General features: G+C 49.8%; 18 protein-coding genes, 1 riboswitch and 1 other annotated feature. Of the genes, 4 read left to right on the top strand and 14 right to left on the bottom strand.

What is annotated here, in order from left to right; genetic code table 11:
• Nucleotides 1-7: 7 nt before the first annotated feature.
• Nucleotides 8-2413, bottom strand: coding sequence for a leucine--tRNA ligase (leuS, locus tag KNO70_RS04085; protein WP_078147224.1), 2406 nt, complete (start codon nucleotides 2411-2413; stop codon nucleotides 8-10).
• A gap of 39 nt (nucleotides 2414-2452) precedes the next feature.
• Nucleotides 2453-2668, bottom strand: a binding site (T-box leader).
• 39 nt (nucleotides 2669-2707) lie between these two features.
• Complete coding sequence (locus tag KNO70_RS04080; protein ID WP_240499836.1) at nucleotides 2708-3898, bottom strand: MDR family MFS transporter; 1191 nt, start codon at nucleotides 3896-3898, stop codon at nucleotides 2708-2710.
• Between the two features lie 178 nt (nucleotides 3899-4076).
• On the opposite strand from KNO70_RS04080, the gene mnmL reads away from it, so the two are divergent.
• Nucleotides 4077-5051, top strand: a complete 975-nt coding sequence (gene mnmL, locus KNO70_RS04075) for a tRNA modification radical SAM protein MnmL/YtqA (protein ID WP_214683932.1) — start codon at nucleotides 4077-4079, stop codon at nucleotides 5049-5051.
• On the top strand, nucleotides 5005-5577 hold the full coding sequence (gene mnmM / locus KNO70_RS04070) for a tRNA 5-(aminomethyl)-2-thiouridylate-methyltransferase MnmM (RefSeq protein WP_078147227.1): 573 nt from the start codon (nucleotides 5005-5007) through the stop codon (nucleotides 5575-5577). The genes mnmL and mnmM overlap by 47 nt, the downstream gene beginning before the upstream one ends.
• A gap of 31 nt (nucleotides 5578-5608) precedes the next feature.
• Here the strand turns inward: mnmM and KNO70_RS04065 are convergent, their stop codons facing one another.
• Both KNO70_RS04065 and KNO70_RS04060 read right to left on the bottom strand, forming a co-directional pair.
• The gene (locus tag KNO70_RS04065) at nucleotides 5609-6322 is read right to left on the bottom strand and encodes an alpha/beta hydrolase (protein WP_012726789.1); all 714 of its coding nucleotides are present in this window, start codon (nucleotides 6320-6322) and stop codon (nucleotides 5609-5611) included.
• Nucleotides 6323-6410: 88 nt separating this feature from the next.
• Nucleotides 6411-6881: a GNAT family N-acetyltransferase gene (locus KNO70_RS04060; protein WP_012726790.1), complete on the bottom strand. Its 471-nt coding sequence runs from the start codon at nucleotides 6879-6881 to the stop codon at nucleotides 6411-6413.
• A gap of 165 nt (nucleotides 6882-7046) precedes the next feature.
• Here KNO70_RS04060 and KNO70_RS04055 point away from each other — a divergent pair, with 165 nt between their 5' ends.
• Complete coding sequence (locus KNO70_RS04055; protein WP_012726791.1) at nucleotides 7047-7568, top strand: hypothetical protein; 522 nt, start codon at nucleotides 7047-7049, stop codon at nucleotides 7566-7568.
• Between the two features lie 39 nt (nucleotides 7569-7607).
• On the opposite strand, the gene metK is transcribed toward KNO70_RS04055, so the two are convergent.
• A complete protein-coding gene (gene metK, locus KNO70_RS04050) occupies nucleotides 7608-8816 on the bottom strand; it encodes a methionine adenosyltransferase (protein WP_012726792.1) in 1209 nt (402 codons plus the stop codon).
• Between the two features lie 132 nt (nucleotides 8817-8948).
• A riboswitch (SAM riboswitch) is annotated at nucleotides 8949-9068 on the bottom strand.
• Nucleotides 9069-9390: 322 nt separating this feature from the next.
• Between metK and pckA the strand changes: the two genes are divergently transcribed.
• Complete coding sequence (pckA, locus tag KNO70_RS04045; protein WP_078147228.1) at nucleotides 9391-10962, top strand: phosphoenolpyruvate carboxykinase (ATP); 1572 nt, start codon at nucleotides 9391-9393, stop codon at nucleotides 10960-10962.
• A gap of 15 nt (nucleotides 10963-10977) precedes the next feature.
• On the opposite strand, the gene KNO70_RS04040 is transcribed toward pckA, so the two are convergent.
• The 9 genes from KNO70_RS04040 to KNO70_RS04000 form a co-directional block, all read right to left on the bottom strand.
• On the bottom strand, nucleotides 10978-11742 hold the full coding sequence (locus tag KNO70_RS04040) for an alpha/beta hydrolase family protein (RefSeq protein ID WP_078147229.1): 765 nt from the start codon (nucleotides 11740-11742) through the stop codon (nucleotides 10978-10980).
• On the bottom strand, nucleotides 11723-12196 hold the full coding sequence (ytkD, locus tag KNO70_RS04035) for an RNA deprotection pyrophosphohydrolase (RefSeq protein WP_012726795.1): 474 nt from the start codon (nucleotides 12194-12196) through the stop codon (nucleotides 11723-11725). Before ytkD ends, KNO70_RS04040 begins: the two co-directional genes overlap by 20 nt.
• Nucleotides 12197-12295: 99 nt before the next feature.
• On the bottom strand, nucleotides 12296-13648 hold the full coding sequence (locus KNO70_RS04030; RefSeq protein WP_012726796.1) for a glucose-6-phosphate isomerase: 1353 nt from the start codon (nucleotides 13646-13648) through the stop codon (nucleotides 12296-12298).
• Nucleotides 13649-13754: 106 nt separating this feature from the next.
• Nucleotides 13755-14918 (bottom strand): iron-containing alcohol dehydrogenase, encoded by a 1164-nt coding sequence (locus tag KNO70_RS04025; protein ID WP_078147230.1) that lies wholly within the window; start codon nucleotides 14916-14918, stop codon nucleotides 13755-13757.
• A gap of 74 nt (nucleotides 14919-14992) precedes the next feature.
• Nucleotides 14993-15985, bottom strand: a complete 993-nt coding sequence (locus KNO70_RS04020) for a Gfo/Idh/MocA family protein (protein ID WP_078147231.1) — start codon at nucleotides 15983-15985, stop codon at nucleotides 14993-14995.
• 99 nt (nucleotides 15986-16084) lie between these two features.
• Nucleotides 16085-16477: a S1 domain-containing post-transcriptional regulator GSP13 gene (gene yugI, locus KNO70_RS04015; protein WP_074033496.1), complete on the bottom strand. Its 393-nt coding sequence runs from the start codon at nucleotides 16475-16477 to the stop codon at nucleotides 16085-16087.
• Between the two features lie 197 nt (nucleotides 16478-16674).
• The gene (locus tag KNO70_RS04010; protein WP_168169848.1) at nucleotides 16675-17919 is read right to left on the bottom strand and encodes a lysine N(6)-hydroxylase/L-ornithine N(5)-oxygenase family protein; all 1245 of its coding nucleotides are present in this window, start codon (nucleotides 17917-17919) and stop codon (nucleotides 16675-16677) included.
• A gap of 58 nt (nucleotides 17920-17977) precedes the next feature.
• A complete protein-coding gene (locus tag KNO70_RS04005; RefSeq protein ID WP_078147233.1) occupies nucleotides 17978-19162 on the bottom strand; it encodes an aminotransferase in 1185 nt (394 codons plus the stop codon).
• Complete coding sequence (locus KNO70_RS04000) at nucleotides 19159-19653, bottom strand: Lrp/AsnC family transcriptional regulator (protein ID WP_012726802.1); 495 nt, start codon at nucleotides 19651-19653, stop codon at nucleotides 19159-19161. The genes KNO70_RS04005 and KNO70_RS04000 overlap by 4 nt, the downstream gene beginning before the upstream one ends.

Below are 19653 nucleotides of genomic sequence, written 5' to 3'. Positions count from 1 at the left end.
CTTTTTGTTACCCCACTACAATATTGACGAGTTTTCCAGGAACGACAATGACTTTACGAACCGTCTTGCCTTCTGTGAACTCTTGGACACGCTCGTTCCCGAGTGCTTCCGCTTCAAGTGCTTCTTTTGATGCGTCACGAGAGACGTGCATTTTCGCACGGAGTTTCCCGTTCACCTGGATGACAACTTCAATCGTGTCGCTCACAAGTTTTGACTCATCGTATGTCGGCCAAGCCGCATACGTTAACTCTTCCGTCATACCCATCTTCTCCCACAACTCTTCAGACAAGTGCGGCGCGACTGGTGAAAGCATCTTGATGAAGTCGACCATTTGCGATTTCGGCAACGTCTCTTGTTTGTTCGCTTCATTGACGAAGACCATCAACTGCGAGATTGCCGTGTTGAAGCGAAGGGCTTCATAATCCTCCGTGACTTTTTTCACCGTCTGATGATACGTGCGTTCAAAGTCGGCAGTCGGCGCCACGTCTGCGAAGTTCGTCTGATCGAACAAACGCCAGACGCGGTCGAGGAAGCGACGTGCCCCGTCAAGACCATTCGTCGACCATGCGATGGCCGCATCAAGTGGTCCCATGAACATTTCGTAAAGACGGAGTGTATCGGCTCCGTGCGACTTCACGATATCATCCGGGTTGACAACGTTCCCACGAGATTTCGACATCTTCTCGTTGTTCTCACCGAGGATCATTCCTTGGTTGTAGAGTTTTTGGAACGGTTCGCTCGTCGGGACGACACCGATATCAAAGAGTACTTTATGCCAGAAACGTGCGTAGAGCAAGTGAAGAACGGCATGCTCCGTACCCCCGATATACAAGTCGACTGGAAGCCAACGCTTGAGTTTCTCAGGATCCGCAATCATCTCTTCGTTATCTGGATCGATGTAACGGATGTAGTACCAGCAGCTACCTGCCCATTGTGGCATCGTGTTCGTCTCGCGACGACCTTTTTCCCCTGTGACCGGATCTGTATACGTCAACCACTCTTCTGCGTTCGCAAGTGGCGACTCACCTGTACCAGATGGTTTGATTTCATCGATGATCGGAAGTTCGAGCGGAAGTTCTTCGACCGGTACCGTCTTCATCGTTCCGTCTTCCATATGGACGACCGGAATCGGCTCGCCCCAGTAACGTTGACGGCTGAACAACCAGTCACGAAGACGGTATGTCGTCTTCGCACGCCCTGTGCCACTAGCTTCGAGCTCTTCAATGATCGTCTTGATGGCATCGGCTTTATTAAGTCCGTTCAAGCTACCAGAGTTGACGTGCTCACCGTCTTCGACGTAAGCCGCCTCTTCCACGTTTCCACCTTTGACGACTTCACGGATCGGGAGGTCGAACGTTTTCGCAAACTCATAATCGCGCTCATCGTGTGCAGGAACGGCCATGACCGCACCTGTTCCGTATGTCGAGAGAACGTAGTCCGCTGTCCAAATCGGAAGTTTCTCGCCGTTCACCGGGTTGATCGCATAAGCGCCCGTGAAGACACCTGTCTTCTCTTTGGCAAGGTCTGTACGCTCGAGGTCCGTCTTCTTCGAGACTTCCTCAATGTATGCTTCGACTGCCGTCGATTGTTCAGGCGTCGTGATCACTTTAGTGAACGGATGCTCTGGTGCGAGTGTCACGTATGTCGCCCCGTGAAGCGTATCTGGACGTGTTGTGAATACTGTGACGATCTTATCATGACCGTCGACCTTAAAGTCGACCTCGGCACCGACCGATTTGCCGATCCAGTTGCGTTGCATCTCTTTCACGCTCTCAGGCCAATCTAGACCTTCCAAGTCTTCAAGCAAACGCTCTGCGTATTCCGTGATACGAAGCACCCACTGCTTCATCGGGACACGGTAGACAGGGTGGTTCCCACGCTCTGACAAGCCATCGATGACTTCCTCGTTCGCAAGGACCGTACCGAGAGCCGGGCACCAGTTGACCGCAACTTCATCGACGTATGCGAGGCCACGTTCGAAGAGTTGCGTGAAGATCCACTGCGTCCATTTATAGTATTTCGGGTCCGTCGTGCTAATTTCACGGTCCCAATCGTATGAGAATCCGAGTTCTTTCAACTGACGGCGGAACGTCTCGATGTTGCGCGCTGTGAATTCACGCGGGTCGTTCCCTGTGTCGAGTGCATATTGCTCGGCAGGAAGACCGAACGCATCCCAGCCAATCGGGTGAAGGACGTTATATCCTTGCATCCGTTTCATACGAGCGATGATATCCGTCGCCGTGTAACCTTCCGGGTGACCGACGTGAAGACCAGCACCGGATGGGTACGGGAACATATCAAGGACGTAGAAACAATCCTTCTCCGGGTCTTCTGTCGTTTTAAATGCTTCTTTCTCTTCCCAACGCTTTTGCCACTTAGGCTCGATTTCTTGATGTTTAAAATAACTCAACATTCTTCCTCCTCTGCATAATAAAAAGCCTTCCGTCCCCGAAAATGGGACGAAAGGCTTGAAAGCTCTCCGCGGTACCACCCATGTTGCATTGCTGCCACTTGAGACGCCGGTAACGAGGCGTAACCCCGGTCTTCCCTACTCGTTTCAGGAAAACAGCTCCAAGGCGAGTTCACAACATCCGCTTATCGATTCACACCATCCATCGACTCTCTTTGAAACGGAACGTTCGCTACTAGTCCTCTTCAACGCTTGCTATTCATCGTAGTCTATTTTAGCCCATTCTGAAATTCAACGTCAACTTGATTTTTCTGTGACACGAATGTCTTTCATGATGACAAATAGCGTTAAGGCTAACGTAGCAAGTAGTAGAAGCATGCCGAAGACTGCTGTAATGCCGAACATGTCATAGACAAAACCAGACAACGTCGGTCCAATCATCCGACCGACGGATGCTGCGATATTGACGAGCCCTTGGTATTGTCCAGCTTTCCCAGGAGGGGCGAGTTTCGCCGCAATCGTCGGAACCGCCGGCCAGACAAACATCTCCCCGATGGTCATGACGACCATCGCGACCATGAACATCCCGAACCCACCAGCGAATGGGACAATCAAGAACGCGCCGAGGAAAATGGATGCCCCGATGATCAGTTGACGTTTTAAGTCGTCCTCAAACTGTCGTAAGACACGATTGAGCAACGGTTGTGCGAAGACAATCATCGCCCCGTTCACTGTCCAAAGGAGTGAGTATTGACTGATTGTGACACCGAGGTCTTTCGAGTGAACGGCAATCGTCCCTTGCCATTGCACGTACACGAACCAAAGTACCGCATAACCAACGGCGACATACCACATCGACTTCATCGTCGCACTCGAGAGTGTCGTGGCGGCCGCTTCGAGTTGCGACTGAACGACAGGGCGTGCCGGGTTTTTCAAATAACGCAATCCAAACAAGAGCACCACGACAAATAAAACTGACAAGAAGAAGTTCGCATAAAAAATCCACTCGATGTTAAGTCGAGCGATTTGACCACTCATTGCCGTTCCGAGGGCGACCCCCACGTTTTGTGCGACATAAATCGCATTGAACGAACGACGTCCACCTTCAGGCCAAATGAGACCTGCAAACGCATATACGGTCGGAAAGACGAGTCCGCCGGAAAGACCGATCAACCCGAGCCATACGAGATAGCCGAAGAACGTGGCATGAAACAGTAAAAATCCAAGCGAGCTCGCGAGCAAGAGACCGACAGAGATCATCAGCGTCGTCTTCCCACCGATTCGATCGAATAGCGTCCCTCCGATGTAGTTCCCGACAATCGCGAGCGCCGAGTTCACAAGAAGCGCCACCCCGGCAAGCGTCATCGACTCACCTAAAAAATCATGAATATACAGTGTGTTAAACGGCCATAAAAAAGACGCCGCCGTTGTATTGAGCGCCATCGCAATGACTAAAATCCATACCGAAATTGGCATTTTATTGTTCACACCAAGTCCTCCTTTCATTCTTCTATCACATTAAAAAAATCGGCACAAAAAGGCCGAATCGACAAGATTTCCTTATCAAACCTAAACGAACGCCAAGGAAGTGTCAAGAAAAATTACTTATTATGAAGTTTTGTTATTTTTCGTTTGTGATAGGATGAGCAAGGAAGGAGAGATGAACATGAATCCATTTGGTCAAAACCGTTACCATACACTTAATGAGGCGTATCGACGAGAGTACGGGGGCAAGGTGTTTAAAGTGCCACTCGATGGCGGCTTCACATGTCCGAACCGTGACGGACGTGTCTCAAAAGGTGGATGCACGTTCTGTTCGGACGATGGCAGTGGTGATTTCGCGGGAAATGCTTGCGACCCGATTCCCGTTCAATTTGCAGAAGTGAAGGCTCGTCTCCACCGGAAGTGGAAGAGTGCCAAATATATTGCTTATTTCCAAGCGTTCAGTAACACGTACGCACCAGTCGAGCGGTTACGTGAATTGTATGAACCGGCATTAAAAGAGGATGGGGTCGTCGGTCTCTCGATTGCGACACGCCCTGACTGCTTACCGGACGACGTCGTCGCCTATTTAGCAGAGTTGAATGAACGGACGTCCCTTTGGGTGGAGCTCGGTCTTCAGACCATTCATGACACGACCGCTAAAAAGATCAATCGTGGGCACGACTATCAATCGTTTTTGACCGGTCTTGCCAAACTTCGCCGTCACAATATTCGTGTCTGCGTTCATATCATCAATGGTCTCCCAGGTGAGACACCAGAGATGATGCTCGACACGGCACGAGAAGTTGCTAAAATGGACATACAAGGAATCAAGATCCACTTACTTCACGTCTTGAAACACACACCGCTCGCCCGTCAATATGAGAAAGGACTGCTCGACTTGATGGAGGAAGACACATACGTCTCCCTCGTCTGCGATCAACTCGAACGAATCCCTCCCGAGGTGATTATCCATCGTTTGACAGGAGACGGTCCACCCGACCTCTTGATCGGTCCATTATGGAGCCGTCACAAGATGCAGGTGCTTAACAAGATTCGTGCGGAATTGGAGCGCCGGGATTCTTTCCAAGGAAAAAAGAAGGATGAGATCTATGGGATTAATGAGAGTACTACCTTTTGCAAAACAATTACTACATGACCATATCGAGGAAGGTCAGGTCGCCATCGATATGACGGCCGGGAACGGACACGATACGTTGTTTCTAGCGAATGCCGTAGGCGAGACAGGACATGTCTATGCCTTTGATATTCAATCAGAAGCTGTAGCAGCCACAAAGGCGCGGGTTGAAAAATCGGGTGTCAGTAATCGGGTGACCGTGATTCATGATAGTCATGATACGGTCCAAGCGGTCGTTGAAAAGGAAGCGCGGCCGATCACCGCGGCCGTCTTCAACTTAGGGTATTTACCGGGAAGCGACAAATCCATCACGACACACGGAAATACGACGATTGCCGCATTATCCCAACTATTAGACGTCATGGCCGTCGGTGGCGTTATCGTCATCGTGATTTACCACGGACATGAAAGTGGGAAAGTCGAACGAGACGAGGTGCTCCATTATGTAGAGTCCCTCGATCAAAAACAGGCAGGCGTCCTGCGTTATGGATTTATCAACCAAGTCAATCATCCCCCATTCATCGTGGCGATTGAAAAACGTGCATAAGAAAAAGGCGGCTCATTAGAGTCGCCTTCTGTCATTCTTGAATCAATTCATAAAACGTCATGAGGGTTTCCGCGAATTTCGTGTTCAATCGTTCGTAACCAAAGTGCGGGAATCCTTCCAATCGCCGGATATACACTTGGTCCCCACCGATTTTCCGACAAACATTCAACGTCAACTTCACGTCCGCGAACTGGTCGTCTGGTGCATAGAAACAGGCGAGCGGAAGGCGTGGCAGATGCTTCTTCTCTTCCTGATGCTCGACGATTTCCTCTTCGATTTCTCGATATTGCGCATACGTGATTTCTCCGAATCGGGATGACTCGTCTCCCCCACCGGTGAATGTCATCATCCCGAGTGGCAAGTCAGGGCGAAAACGGTCGACAGCACTTGCGACGACTTGTTTCAATCCACCGATTTGACGAGTGGCATGCCAATCAAACAATGGGGAGATGTATGTGAGACTCCCGAGTGGCACATCGTACTCCTGCAAAAGGCGATTCGTTAAGAGTGCGCCAAGGCTGAATGCCACGACATGAATCGGTAATTTATATTCCCCTGCCTCGCGCAACGCTCGCTTGATCAGTTGCTTATGGTCACCTGCCGTCAATCCAATCGATTGATCGCGGACGACGATGACTTCGTACTCGTCCTCGAGCCGTCGAATAAAGTTCTCGCTGATCCGTGACGTGAATTGTAACGGATACACGATGACGATGACTCCTTTTCGTGCTTCTTCATTTGCCATACAGCCGTCACCTCGTTTATAGACTACATTCATTGTATCAAAAAAACATCAGCCGCAACTGATGTTTAAATAAAATCCGTCTGGAGGCTTAGCTCGGGTCATATCGTAAATGAATGAGTTCCATCGGGCGATCATACACCTCTTCCTGGATACGATTCACTTCTTTGAAAGATTGATGTAAGAGGAAGGCAATCGCTTGATCATTCGAGCTTTCGACGTACACTTCCATCGGTTGTTCTTTTTTCGATTGAAGGTGGGCCAGAAAGGCTGCGCCGTAGCCGTTTCGATGATAATCGGGGTGCAGATAGAGGCGGAGCATCTCCCACATGTCACCGCGATCGATGGCATGACAAAATCCGATGACCTCTTCTTCATATTCGCCAACGATAAAATACTGTTCTCGTGCTTCTTCACTTGAACTGATTGCTCGTACAATCTCTTCTTGCCGATATGCGCGTTCCATCGCTCTCGTTCGATTGGAATCATCCTGTGATATGGTCGCCAGCGCGATGTTCCGAATCAGCGTCGCATCTTCTGGCACTGCTTCCCTCATGTTCATGACAGCTTCCCCCTTTTGGCCAATCTATTTGTATCATTCCCTATCCCAATGTTTTTATCCTGCTCCTTCATTTCTTTTTCATGACGATTCATCAGAAAACGTTACGTAGACATTGCTCTAGGGTATAACACAACCAATGCCAATCAAACGAAGGAGTGGAACCACATGGAACCTAGACAAGAACATGACCCGAAAGTAGAACAGACAGCAAACCCGAACCGTCAATTTGATCAATTGGACGGGGGAAGTCCAAAGATCAGTGTCGTGACCGGGATGTTGCTCGGTGCACTCGTCGGTGGTCTACTCGCCTTACTTAGCTCCTCGAACCGGGAGCAGACAAAGCAATCCCTCTCGAATGCGAAATCGTCGGTCGGGGGCCTCGTCAACGAAGTGAAACAAGATCCTGCCGGCAAGGCGTCTCAAGTCATTGAGCAAGTGAAGTCAGCCTCGACAAAGATTCAAGAAGTCTCCACAGACGTCCAAAACGTATACGAAAAAGTCGTCGGGGAAGTCGATACCGTGAAAGAGGACGTCACTAAAATCGTCGAGACGGCTCAAGAGGCCAAGTCAGACTTACAGGACATCGGGGAGAAAGTCGTCGAAGCGAAGGATACGGCGCTTGGACAAGATACGACGACAACTGATTCTTCATCCGATTCAAATAAACAGACACCTCCGACAACGTAAAAAAAAACGACCTTTCCGCGGAAAGGTCGTTTTTGATGATTACGCGAAACGTTTCGCGCCTTCTTCAAGAATAGCTGCTTTATCTGTTTGCTCCCATGGGAGTTCGATGTCTGTACGACCGAAGTGACCGTATGCTGCCGTTTGTTTGTAGATTGGGCGACGAAGGTCGAGCATCTTGATGATGCCCGCCGGACGGAGGTCAAAGTTCTCACGAACGAGTTCAACGAGTTCCGTTTCGCTCAATTTACCTGTGCCGAACGTATCGACAGCGATCGATACTGGGTGTGCAACACCGATTGCGTACGCAAGTTGAACTTCCGCTTTATCCGCAAGTCCTGCTGCAACGATGTTTTTCGCTACATAGCGAGCTGCGTATGCCGCTGAACGGTCAACTTTTGTAGGATCTTTACCAGAGAATGCGCCGCCACCGTGACGAGCGTATCCACCGTACGTATCAACGATGATCTTACGTCCTGTCAAACCTGCATCTCCTTGTGGTCCACCAATTACGAAGCGACCAGTCGGGTTGATGAAGTATTTTGTTTCAGCATCGATGAGTTCAGCCGGAATGACTGCCTCGATGACATGTTTTTTCAAGTCTTCTTGAATTTGCTCAAGTGTGATCTCTTCCGCGTGTTGCGTCGAAATAACGATCGTATCGATGCGAACTGGGTTGTTGTCCTCATCATACTCAACCGTTACTTGCGTCTTCCCGTCCGGACGAAGGTACTCGAGCGTACCGTTCTTACGTACTTCAGCAAGACGACGTGACAACTTGTGTGCCAACGAGATTGGAAGCGGCATGAGCTCAGGTGTCTCGTTTGTCGCATATCCGAACATAAGACCTTGGTCTCCTGCACCGATTGCATCGAGTTCCTCTTCAGTCATCTGACCTTCACGTGCTTCAAGCGCCTGGTCAACACCTTGCGCGATGTCTACCGATTGCTCATCGATTGACGTCAAGACCGCACACGTTTCAGCATCGAAGCCATATTTTGCACGCGTGTATCCGATTTCGCGGATTGTTTCACGGACAACTTTCGGGATATCCACGTAAGTTGACGTTGTGATTTCACCAGCTACGAGTACAAGACCTGTTGTGACAGACGTTTCTGCCGCAACACGGGCATTCGGGTCTTCCGCTAAAATGGCATCCAAGATGGAGTCAGAAATCTGATCACAAATTTTGTCTGGATGTCCTTCAGTAACCGACTCTGAAGTAAAAAGTCGACGGTTCAATTTTGACATTCAAAAAACCTCCTATAATAAGGGTATTATGTGGACGGTACTCGTTCCCCTTACGCGTTGCTTTGGGACGGTAATGAAAAAAACCTCCCCCGATGACATACATTGGGAAAGGTTGAATCGTTCTTCCTTACCCTCTTATCGTTCGAAGCTAATGGCTTCGCTTCAGGATAGCACCTTTTCCGCACAAGACTTCATGTCGGACGGTTGCTGGGCTTCGTAGGGCCTTGTTCCCTCCACCGCTCAGAATAAGAGTATCCGTTACGAAAACCATCATATAAATGACACTCGATTATGTCAAGGGAATCAGACGAATTCGTAAAAGTTTTCACTGACTTGCAAAACATTTCTGTTTGTGAATCGTCAAACATTTTTTTATTTCGTTTCTTTTTTTTAACACCTTGTGATAAGAGAATGTGATAAAATGACTTTGTAAGAAAGCGCTTACTTAGAGAGAAGAAACGCTTGTGTTTAATTAGTGTGTCACATATAATTAAAAATGTCATACTGATTAATCGTAATCGCGGAAGTATGCGGATTTCATCCACATCTATTTAGGGGAAAGGTGGGATTCAGGATGGCGACAACGCTCCTGAAAATCGAAGAATTAATTAATGGTGCCGACATGTTACGGAACTTGACGGTTCCAGAGCTGGTGGAAGAAGCCATTCAAAATGGTGAAGGTGTACTGACAAAAGACGGGGCATTATCTGTCAGTACCGGTGCTTTTACTGGACGGTCACCGAAAGACAAATTCGTCGTACAAGATGAAGTCAGCAACAACCTCGTCGATTGGGGTAAAGTGAACCAACCGATCGCAGAAGAGAAGTTTTCAGCACTTCTCGACAAAGTACTCGACCATTTAGAAAAGAAGGATAAACTGTATTATCTAGAAGCATCTGCTGGTGCAGATGAACATTATACGTTGCCGGTCCGTGCCATCACGGAGTATGCGTGGCACAGTCTATTCGCTAAACAATTGTTCTTACGCGAATGGCCGACGAAAGGTGCGTTCGACCCGTTCACGGTCATTTATGCACCGAGCTATAAAGCAGACCCTGCCGTCGATGGTACGAACTCTGAGACGTTCATTCTCGTCTCATTCGCCAAGCGCACGATTCTGATCGGGGGAACAGAATACGGTGGCGAAATTAAAAAATCGATCTTCTCCGTCATGAACTTCTTGCTACCCGAGCAGAACGTGTTATCGATGCACTGTTCGGCAAATGTCAATGATGCGAATGAAACGGCACTCTTCTTCGGATTGTCGGGCACTGGGAAGACAACGCTCTCGGCTGACCCTGAGCGTCATTTGATTGGAGACGACGAACACGGATGGTCACCGGACGGGGTCTTCAACATCGAAGGCGGTTGTTACGCAAAGACGATCAACTTGTCTCGTGAGAACGAACCGCAAATCTATGATGCGATTCGCTTCGGTTCATTGATTGAAAACGTCGTGTTGAATGAAGATCGTACACCGGACTATAAGAACATTTCCTTGACGGAAAACACGCGTGCGGCATATCCAATCGAGTTCATCGACAATGCGATGCTCCCATCACGCGCCGGTCATCCGAATACGATTGTCTTCTTGACGGCAGATGCCTATGGCGTCTTGCCTCCGATCAGCAAACTGACGAAAGAACAGGCGATGTACCACTTCTTGTCGGGTTATACGTCAAAACTTGCCGGCACGGAGCGCGGTGTCACAGAACCACAGGCGACCTTCTCGACTTGCTTCGGTTCACCGTTCCTTCCGCTCGCTCCAGAGCGTTACGCGGATATGCTCGGTAAATTGATCGAGCAACACGACGTGGATGTCTACCTCGTCAACACAGGTTGGACTGGCGGTGCATACGGTGAAGGTTCGCGTATGAAACTCGCGTACACGCGTGCGATGGTCAACGCCGCAGTCAACGGTCAACTTCGTGACGTCGAGACGATGAAACATGACATTTTCAACGTCGAGATTCCAGTAGCCATCGAAGGCGTACCGAGTGACGTGCTCAATCCACGTGACACGTGGAGCGACCCAGCTCGCTACGACGTCGAGGCGAAAGCACTCGCAATGAAATTCAAAGAGAACTTCACACGGTTCACGAAAGCGAGTGAATCGGTCATCGCAGCCGGCCCACTGGTCATCTAATACGAAAGCACCGACTCATCGAGTCGGTGCTTTTGCTTGTCGTAACATCCATTCCATCGCTTGTTCGGTCGTCTCCCATTTATCCCAAAATGGGAGTTGGTGTCCGAACGGAAGCACCCAAAACTCTGCCTGCTCCCCTAACTTCTCGGCGACTGCCGTCGCATGGCGCAAACGGACCTGCTCGTCATCCGTACCATGGATGATCAGCGTTGGTGCATCCCATTCCTTATAAAGCGGAGAACGTTCTGTATATGCTGTTTCTGCCGATTCGGGGTCTCCCCCCGTCATGCGACGTAACATCTTCCGCATCGAGCGTTGCTCTTCATACGTCCACTCTAGATTGGTCACACCGGCCCATGAGGTGACGGTAGTGACCGGTCGTTCAGATGCGAGAGAGAGTGCCATCATCCCGCCGCGTGAAAAACCGAGCGCATGAATCGGTCGTCCGCTCGTTTGGACGCGATCATAGAGTGAGAGCACGTCCTTCAAATCCTCTCCACCGAAGTCTTCTTTTCCCGTGCCCCCGTGATTACCTCGATAAACCGGGGCCACCACATGAAAACCGCGTGCCGCAAACTGCATGAGGCGCGGTAACCGAACGTCCCCGATTCGTGCCGTTCCCCCTCGTAAGTACATCAGCACCTGTCCAATCGACCGTTTCGGTTCAATCGAATAGGCGACGACCTCTTCCCCATCATTCGTCGTGTACCATCCACGCGTCACCCGGTAACCGGCGTATGGTGGCAACACGTCGATTCGATCAAACCAGTTGTTGCTCATGGAGCACCCTCATCGTTTCTGGTAAGACACGGTCCTTCATCATAAAGCTGTAACGTGGATTCCGTAGTAGATTGTCCGGTAAGACATCAATCAAGACGGCCCCATCCGTCTCGTCGACTGCGGGATGATCTTCGAATCGTTCAATCTCCGCAAAATAGATATTTTTGATGACGGTGTCACCACGACCGAGCACACGATATTGCCCCATGTATCGTAACGTCTTGACGACGCCTCCAGTCTCTTCATATACTTCCCGGATGGCCGCGGCATCCTCATGTTCGCCCGGTTCGACTTTCCCACCTGGGAACTCTAGCCCGCGTTGTTTATGCTTCGTCAATACCCATTTGTCCTTGTAACGGGCGACGACCCAGACGTGGAGCGGCGTGTCTGAGAACGGATAATGGGTGAAGCTTAACTCGACTTGATTATGATAGTAATCCTTGAATGTCTTCATAGTCCATCCCTTTCTTTCCCCTGTCTACTCTCACTTTACCTTGTCTGCACCCAGTTTCAAACAAAAAAATCGGTCCGACGCGCGGACCGATTCGTTTTCTTATTGATTCAAGCGTTTTTCGAGTTCTGCTTTTTGTTCTTCATACCCTGGTTTACCGAGTAGTGCGAACATGTTCGCTTTGTATGCTTCGACGCCTGGCTGGTTGAACGGGTTCACCCCGAGGATGTATCCGCTCATCGCACATGCTTTCTCGAAGAAGTAGAACAAGTAACCGAGGTGGTACGGTGTCATCTCTGGCAATTCGACGACGAGGTTCGGTACGTCGCCATCTGTATGCGCGAGGAGCGTTCCTTCTGTCGCCTTGTCGTTCACGAACTGAATCGTTTCCCCTGCGAGGAAGTTCAAACCATCCAAGTCTTGTGCGTCTTCTGGGACGTTCATTGTGTGACGGACTTCTTTCACACGGATGACTGTCTCGAACAAGTCACGACGACCTTCTTGAATGTATTGACCCATCGAGTGAAGATCAGTCGAGAAGTCGACAGCCGCAGGGAAGATTCCTTTGTTGTCTTTTCCTTCAGATTCTCCGTAAAGCTGTTTCCACCACTCAGACACGTAGTGAAGGGCTGGCTCGTAGTTGACGAGCATCTCAATCGATTTGCCTTTCGCGTAAAGGGCGTTACGTACGACCGCATACTGATACGCTTCGTTCTCAGCCAATTCTGGTGAGCTGTAAGCGTTTTGTGCATCACGCGCCCCTTCCATCAAGGCATCGATATCGATTCCTGCAGCAGCAATCGGGAGAAGTCCGACCGGTGTGAGGACAGAGAAGCGTCCACCGACGTCATCTGGAATAACGAACGTCTCGTATCCTTCTGCGTCCGCGAGCGTCTTGAGGGCGCCACGGGCACGGTCTGTCGTCGCATAGATCCGCTCACGCGCTCCATCTTGACCGTACTTGTCTTCCATGAACTGCTTGAGGACACGGAATGCGATGGCAGGTTCTGTCGTCGTTCCTGATTTCGAGATGACGTTGATTGAGACCTCTTTCCCTTCAAGCACTTGAAGCAATTCTCTCATATACGTTGAAGAGATGTTGTGACCCGCATAGAATACTTGCGGCGCCTTGCGCTCTTCTTTTGACAATACGTTGAAGAACGAATGTTGAAGCATTTCGATCGCTGCACGGGCACCGAGGTAAGATCCTCCGATTCCGACGACGACGAGAACGTCTGAATTCTCGCGAATTCGTTCCGCCGCAGCTTTGATTCGTGCGAACTCATCTTGATCGTATTCGGTCGGAAGGTCGACCCACCCAAGAAAATCACTTCCGGCACCGCTCCGCTCGTGAATCACCGAGTGAAGGGTTTTTACCGTTTCTTGCATTTGGTCGATTTCATGCTTCCCTACGAATGAGAGCGCGTTTGAATAATCGAAACGTACAGTTGACATGTCATTTCCTCCTTTAAATCGCTCGTAAAAGAGCCATACATGACCCATCATAAACGGAAACGCTAGATTCGTTCAATCATTATTGCAAAATAGGCAAGAAATCGCCTTATTTACTGAGTTCGAGAATATGCGCGACATCTTCCCGTTCGAGTGTACGGAAACGACCGAATGCGCCACGTTTCATCGCAGAATCGAGAATCGCATCGAATGTCGACTCATCGATCTCATAGTCACGAAGCGAGTTCGGTGCACCGAGTTGGTCAAAGAATGCACGTACAGCTTGGATCGTACGTTTCCCTGTTTCCAAATCGTTCTCGCCAGGCTCGACATCAAATACTTCTGTACCGAGTCGTGCGAAGCGAGCCGCGTTGTCTTCATCTAATACATGCTCCATCCAACGTGGGAAGAGGATCGCGAGACCTCCAGCATGCGGGATATCATGGACAGCGGATACGGCGTGTTCGATGTTGTGCGATGCCCAGTCACCCGATGCACCCATTTGCAGGACACCGTTCAATGCCATCGTACCTGAGAACAAGATGATGGCACGAAGGTCTATGTTCTCTAAATCGTTCACGAGTTTCGGTGCCGATTCAACGACCGCTTTCAACACACCTTCTGTCATGCGTTCCTGTACCGGCGCATGGTTCGGGTGGAAGTATTGCTCGAAACAGTGGCTCATCATGTCGACGATGCCATAGATTGTCTGGTCTTTTGGAACCGACACGGTGTAACGTGGATCGAGAATCGAGAATGTCGGGAAGACGAGCGGGTGACCCCATCCAAACTTTTCTTGAGTCTCCCAGTTCGTGATGACCGATCCCGAGTTCATCTCCGACCCTGTCGCAGCGAGTGTAAGGACTGTCCCGAACGGTACCGCCTCTGTCGGGATATGTTCACGAAGCACGATGTCCCACGCGTCCCCGTCATATGGAATCGCTGCTGAAATGAGTTTTGTACAGTCAATGACGGAACCGCCACCGACAGCAAGCAAGGCGTCAACGTCCTCTTCACGCGCAAATTTCACCGCACGACGTACCGTCTCGATGCGTGGGTTCGGTTCAACACCTGAGAAGTCTACGTATGAGATGCCTGCTTTTTCAAGCTCGGCCACGACTTCATCGTACGTCCCGTTCTTTTTGATGCTTCCGCCACCATAGACAAGCATCACTTTCTTCGCGTCGAGCGCTTCGAGTTCTCCTGCTAATTTTTCGATCTGATGTGTCCCAAAAATTAGTTTTGTCGGGTTTTTGTATTCAAAGTTGTGCATAAGTCATCCTCCTCATAGAAATATGTAACACCTACACTATATACCCTGTTTTTACGGAATGAAAAGTATCGTGCTTATGCGTAGATGCGATCGATGATCCGATGCAAGATGACCGCTTCCTCCGCTTGACGATAGTTCGGCTCTTCTCCACAGGCCTCAAGGAAGAGTCGGATTTGCCGCTCATACGGGTCGTGTTCAGTCAAATAAGCTGGTCGCTCGTCAAACAATGCCCCATATTTCTCCGTGTGGAGCGTGAGCGGGAACAGACTGGCTCCGGCGTTCGTGCCGCGACATTCCACACGCATCGTATCTTTCTCTTCGATATTGGCCATATAGCTGACGTCGAGCAATAAGGATGCCCCATTTTCAAACGTGATCATCGCCCTCGCCGTATCCTCGACCGAGAGCGAACTCGCGTCCCATTCCCCTAACAAACCGACACCCGGTCGATTCCCTAAATATTGACCGACATGACCGACGACCTCTCTCGGTTTCGGGTATCCCATCAAATGAAGCGCTAGGTCTAACATATGCACACCGATGTCGAGCAGGGCGCCCCCGCCTTGCAGTTCTTTATTCGTGAAGACTCCCCATCCCGGAATGCCACGTCGCCGAAGCGCGAGCGCCGTCGCTGCATAGATATCTCCAAGTTCTCCCGCGTCAATCATTCGCTTCAACAGAACCGTATCTGCACGATGTCGGTAATGGAATCCGTAATGCAATGTTTTTCCGGCTCGTTTTGCCGCTTCTAACATCTCAATTGCCTCATTCTCCGAGATACCGGGTGGTTTCTCACAGAGAACGTGACATCCTGCTTCAAGCGCAAGCAGCACTTGCTCTTTATGTAAGGCGTTTGGTGTACAGATACTGACCGCATCGAGATTTTCGCGTGAAAGCATCTCTTCGACCGTCTCATAAAGGTTCGGGATGCCGAACTGCCGGGCGACACGTTCCCCGTTTGCCCGTGTCCGGTTCATGACCGCTATCACATCCATCCCTGCTTTGACATAATTCGGGATATGGGCACTCGTCGCAATTCCTCCCGTTCCGATGATGCCAATCTTCATGCCATCCCCTCCTATTCGCTTTACAGTTTCGTCATTCAATTCGCCGATTCCTGTAAAATAAAAAAGGTGACCCGTTTAGAACGGGCCACCTTGGGACACTTACTTCTTGAAGTTTGTGTTTTTGATCCAGTCTTCAAGTTTGTCTTTGAGGACTGTGAATCCTGGAGCTTCTTCTTGCTTGAAGTTTGAAGATGCTTCGTTGCGGCGTGGCGCACGACGAGCTGGCTTCGCAGACTTCTCGCGTTTTGGAGCTTCTTGAGTCGCTTTCATTGAAAGCTTGATTTTTTTAGAAGCTTCGTCCACTTCAAGGATTTTCACTTCAACTTCTTGACCAACTTGAACGTAATCGTTTACGTCTTTTACGTAGTCGTGTGAGATTTCTGAAATGTGTACAAGACCTTGAGTCTCATCGTCGAGTGCTACGAAAGCACCGAAAGGTTGGATTCCTGTTACTTTACCTGTTAATACTTGATCTTTTTCGTATTTTGCCATTACAAACAACTCCTATGCTAAATTCATCAACTTACTATAACATACTTTTTTCGATAAAGTGTAGAATTTAGTAAAAAAGATTATTTTTGACGTGTTGGTATGTTTTAAAGTCGAAGTGCGGGGTAAATACAAATCAAGCAAGACTTCAAGTATTCCCCCCTGATTCCGCTAGGCGACTCGCCTAGCCCTTTTTTTGTTCAAAATGTCGTAAACGGCTTCTGATGACGAATCGGATAGACCGTTTCCCCAGCCATGTCGTTCAAAATGACCGCATTTCGATAGACTGCCATCCCGAGATTCGTCGCAGCCGGACCATGTGAATGCTCTATATTCGTGTGCGTAAACAACTTTCCGCCTAGCGACTCGCTCATGATCACCTCATACGTGTCACGGACTGCCCATTCTCCCTCTACTTCCCATACAACCGGGAGCTGATTGATCCAAGATGGGATCACCGGGCGATACCCCGTCGCCACGACAACGAGATCGTACTCTCTTTCAATCACTTCTCCCGTATACCGTTGGGTTCCTTTCAAACGATGTGTTAACCAATCATAAGAAATCGATTCCACTTCGACCTGTGTCATCATATCAGCCTTCGTCGCTTTCGCTTCTGCCGTCCGATGATACAACGTCTCATAGATCGAGGTCATCGTCTCAGGATTGACACCATGACGGAAACGCTCGAATGACCCGAGTAGCTCTTGCCGAGCGTCGTACGGTAGTTTATGAAAATAATCGACATAATCCACACTAAAAATTTCATCCCCAAGCTTGCCTGCTTCGAGTGACTCAAATTGTTCGGAGCGTGTGATCCAGTCGACGCGTTGTTCATCCGTCGCTTCACGCAACAAGTCCAGAAAGACTTCCGCCGCACTCTGTCCACTCCCGACGACCGCGACACGATATCGGTCTTTGAGGACGTCCCGGTACGTCAAATAATCGCTCGTATGAATGATTTGTTCAAACCCGTCCGGCACGAATGGCGCCGCCCCTGTCCCTAGGACGAGATGTCTTGTATGAACTTGTGTCGATTGCCCGTCCGATTCGACGGTCACGAGGAAGCCCTCTTCTTCCGCTCGGACGTCAGATACATAATGACCGAAACGAATCGTCGACAGTTGGTTAACAACCCACCGCAAATAACGGTTGTATTCCGTTCGAGGAATCTTATCTTGTTCTTGCGTGATAAATGTTTGGAGTCGACCCGTATCACTCAAATAGTTCAGAAAACTCGATGGATGGGTCGGGTCCGCCAATGTGACGAGATCTTGTAAATAATGCGTCTGCATCGTCATCCCTTCAATCAACATGCCTTCATGCCACATCATCTCCGCACGTTGCTCAAAGCAAACCCCATGCAGTTCAGTCTTCTCCGCAAGGGCCATGAGACCAAGATTATACGGACCACACCCGATTGCAACAAAGTCAAATCGTTTCATCATCTTCACCTCGCCCGTCTTTTCCCTTTCGTTATATCGCTAAAACGCCAAAGAACTCTCACGAATGAGAGTCCTTGGCTACGGTGACTTCGAATTGTTTCATGAAACGTTGAATCCGGAGAATCGCTTCTTGTAGTTGTTCGAGCGAAGTCGCATAACTCGCTCGGACGAACCCTTCCCCGCTCTCACCGAAGGCGTTTCCTGGAACAACGGCGACACGTTCTTCGACGAGAAGACGTTCTGCAAATTCTTCACTCGTCAATCCAGTATGTCGAATCGAAGGGAAGGCATAGAATGCTCCGCCTGGCACGTGCGTCGGTAGCCCTGCTTCATTCAACGCTTGAATGAAATAGTTTCGACGTTGACGATAACTTTTCACCATACTCGGCACGTGCTGCTCACGAGTCCGAAGTGCCTCGAGTCCACCGAATTGAACGAGCGTCGGTGCACACATCATGCCGTATTGATGGACCTTTAACATCTCTCGCGTGACGATTTCCGGTGCGCATGTGAAGCCAAGGCGCCATCCAGTCATCGCGAACGCCTTCGAGAAACCGTTGACGACAATCGTCCGGTCTCGCATGTCGTGAAGCGTCGCAAAGCTGACAAATGGTTCGTCGTAACAGAGTTCCGCATAAATCTCATCGCTGACGACCCAAAGGTCATACTTTGTCGCGAGCTCTGCGATTTGTGCGAGTTCATCGCCATTCATCGTGGCGCCCGTCGGATTGGACGGGAAGCAGAGCAAGATCGCTTTCGTCCGTTCTGTGATGGCTTGCTCGACGTCTTCCCGATCGAGTCGAAACCCTTTTTCCGGACGACATGCGACAGGGACGACGGTCCCACCTGCCAACTCGATGAGTGGACCATATGAAACGAATGCCGGTTCGACCACGATGACCTCGTCCCCTGGATTGAGAATGGCACGGAATGCGATGTCGAGCGCCTGCGATGCCCCAGTCGTGACAATCAATTCAGACGTCGGATCATACTCGACTAAAAAGCGTTCTTTCATATAAGTAGCGATCTCTTCGCGCAGCTCGATGAGACCGGCGTTGGCGCTATACGCCGTATAGCCTTCTTCGAGTGCGGCATAGCTCGCTTCTCGCACGTTCCATGGTGTGATGAAATCCGGTTCTCCCACCCCGAGAGAGACCACGTTATCCATCGTCTGTGCTAAGTCAAAGAAACGGCGAATGCCCGATGGCTTCATCGAGACGACTTGATTCGATAAAGACTTCATGGCGTGATGTTCAACCGCTTATCTTCAGTTTGTGGGGTGAACAAGATCCCGTCATGTTTGTACGTCTTCAATTTGAAGTGGGTTGTCGTCGACAAGACCGAATCAAGCGGCGATAGCTTGTCTGAGACAAATGAGGCGACGTCTTGAAGCGAGTTCGCCCGAATGACGACTTGAAGGTCATACGCTCCCGACATCAAATAAAGCGCCGTCACTTCTGGGAAGCGATAAATACGCTCGGCCACGTCGTCAAATCCGCGTCCTCGTTTCGGAGTGACTTTAACGTCAATGAAGGCAGTGACATCGTGACGATTGATTTTTTGCCAATTGACCATGGCACGAAATCCGAGGAGAATCCCGTCTTGCTTGAATTTCTCAAGCATCGATTCAATCGTCTCCTCATCGAGTGCCAACAAATCAGCCAACATCTTCGTCTCGAGATACCCTTTTTCTTCTAACAGCTCTAACAACTCAAGTTCTTTTGATGAATACAT

Source organism: Exiguobacterium sp. s181, from assembly GCF_018617125.1.
GTDB lineage: Bacteria > Bacillota > Bacilli > Exiguobacteriales > Exiguobacteriaceae > Exiguobacterium > Exiguobacterium profundum.
This window is presented reverse-complemented; position numbering and strand designations above follow the sequence as displayed.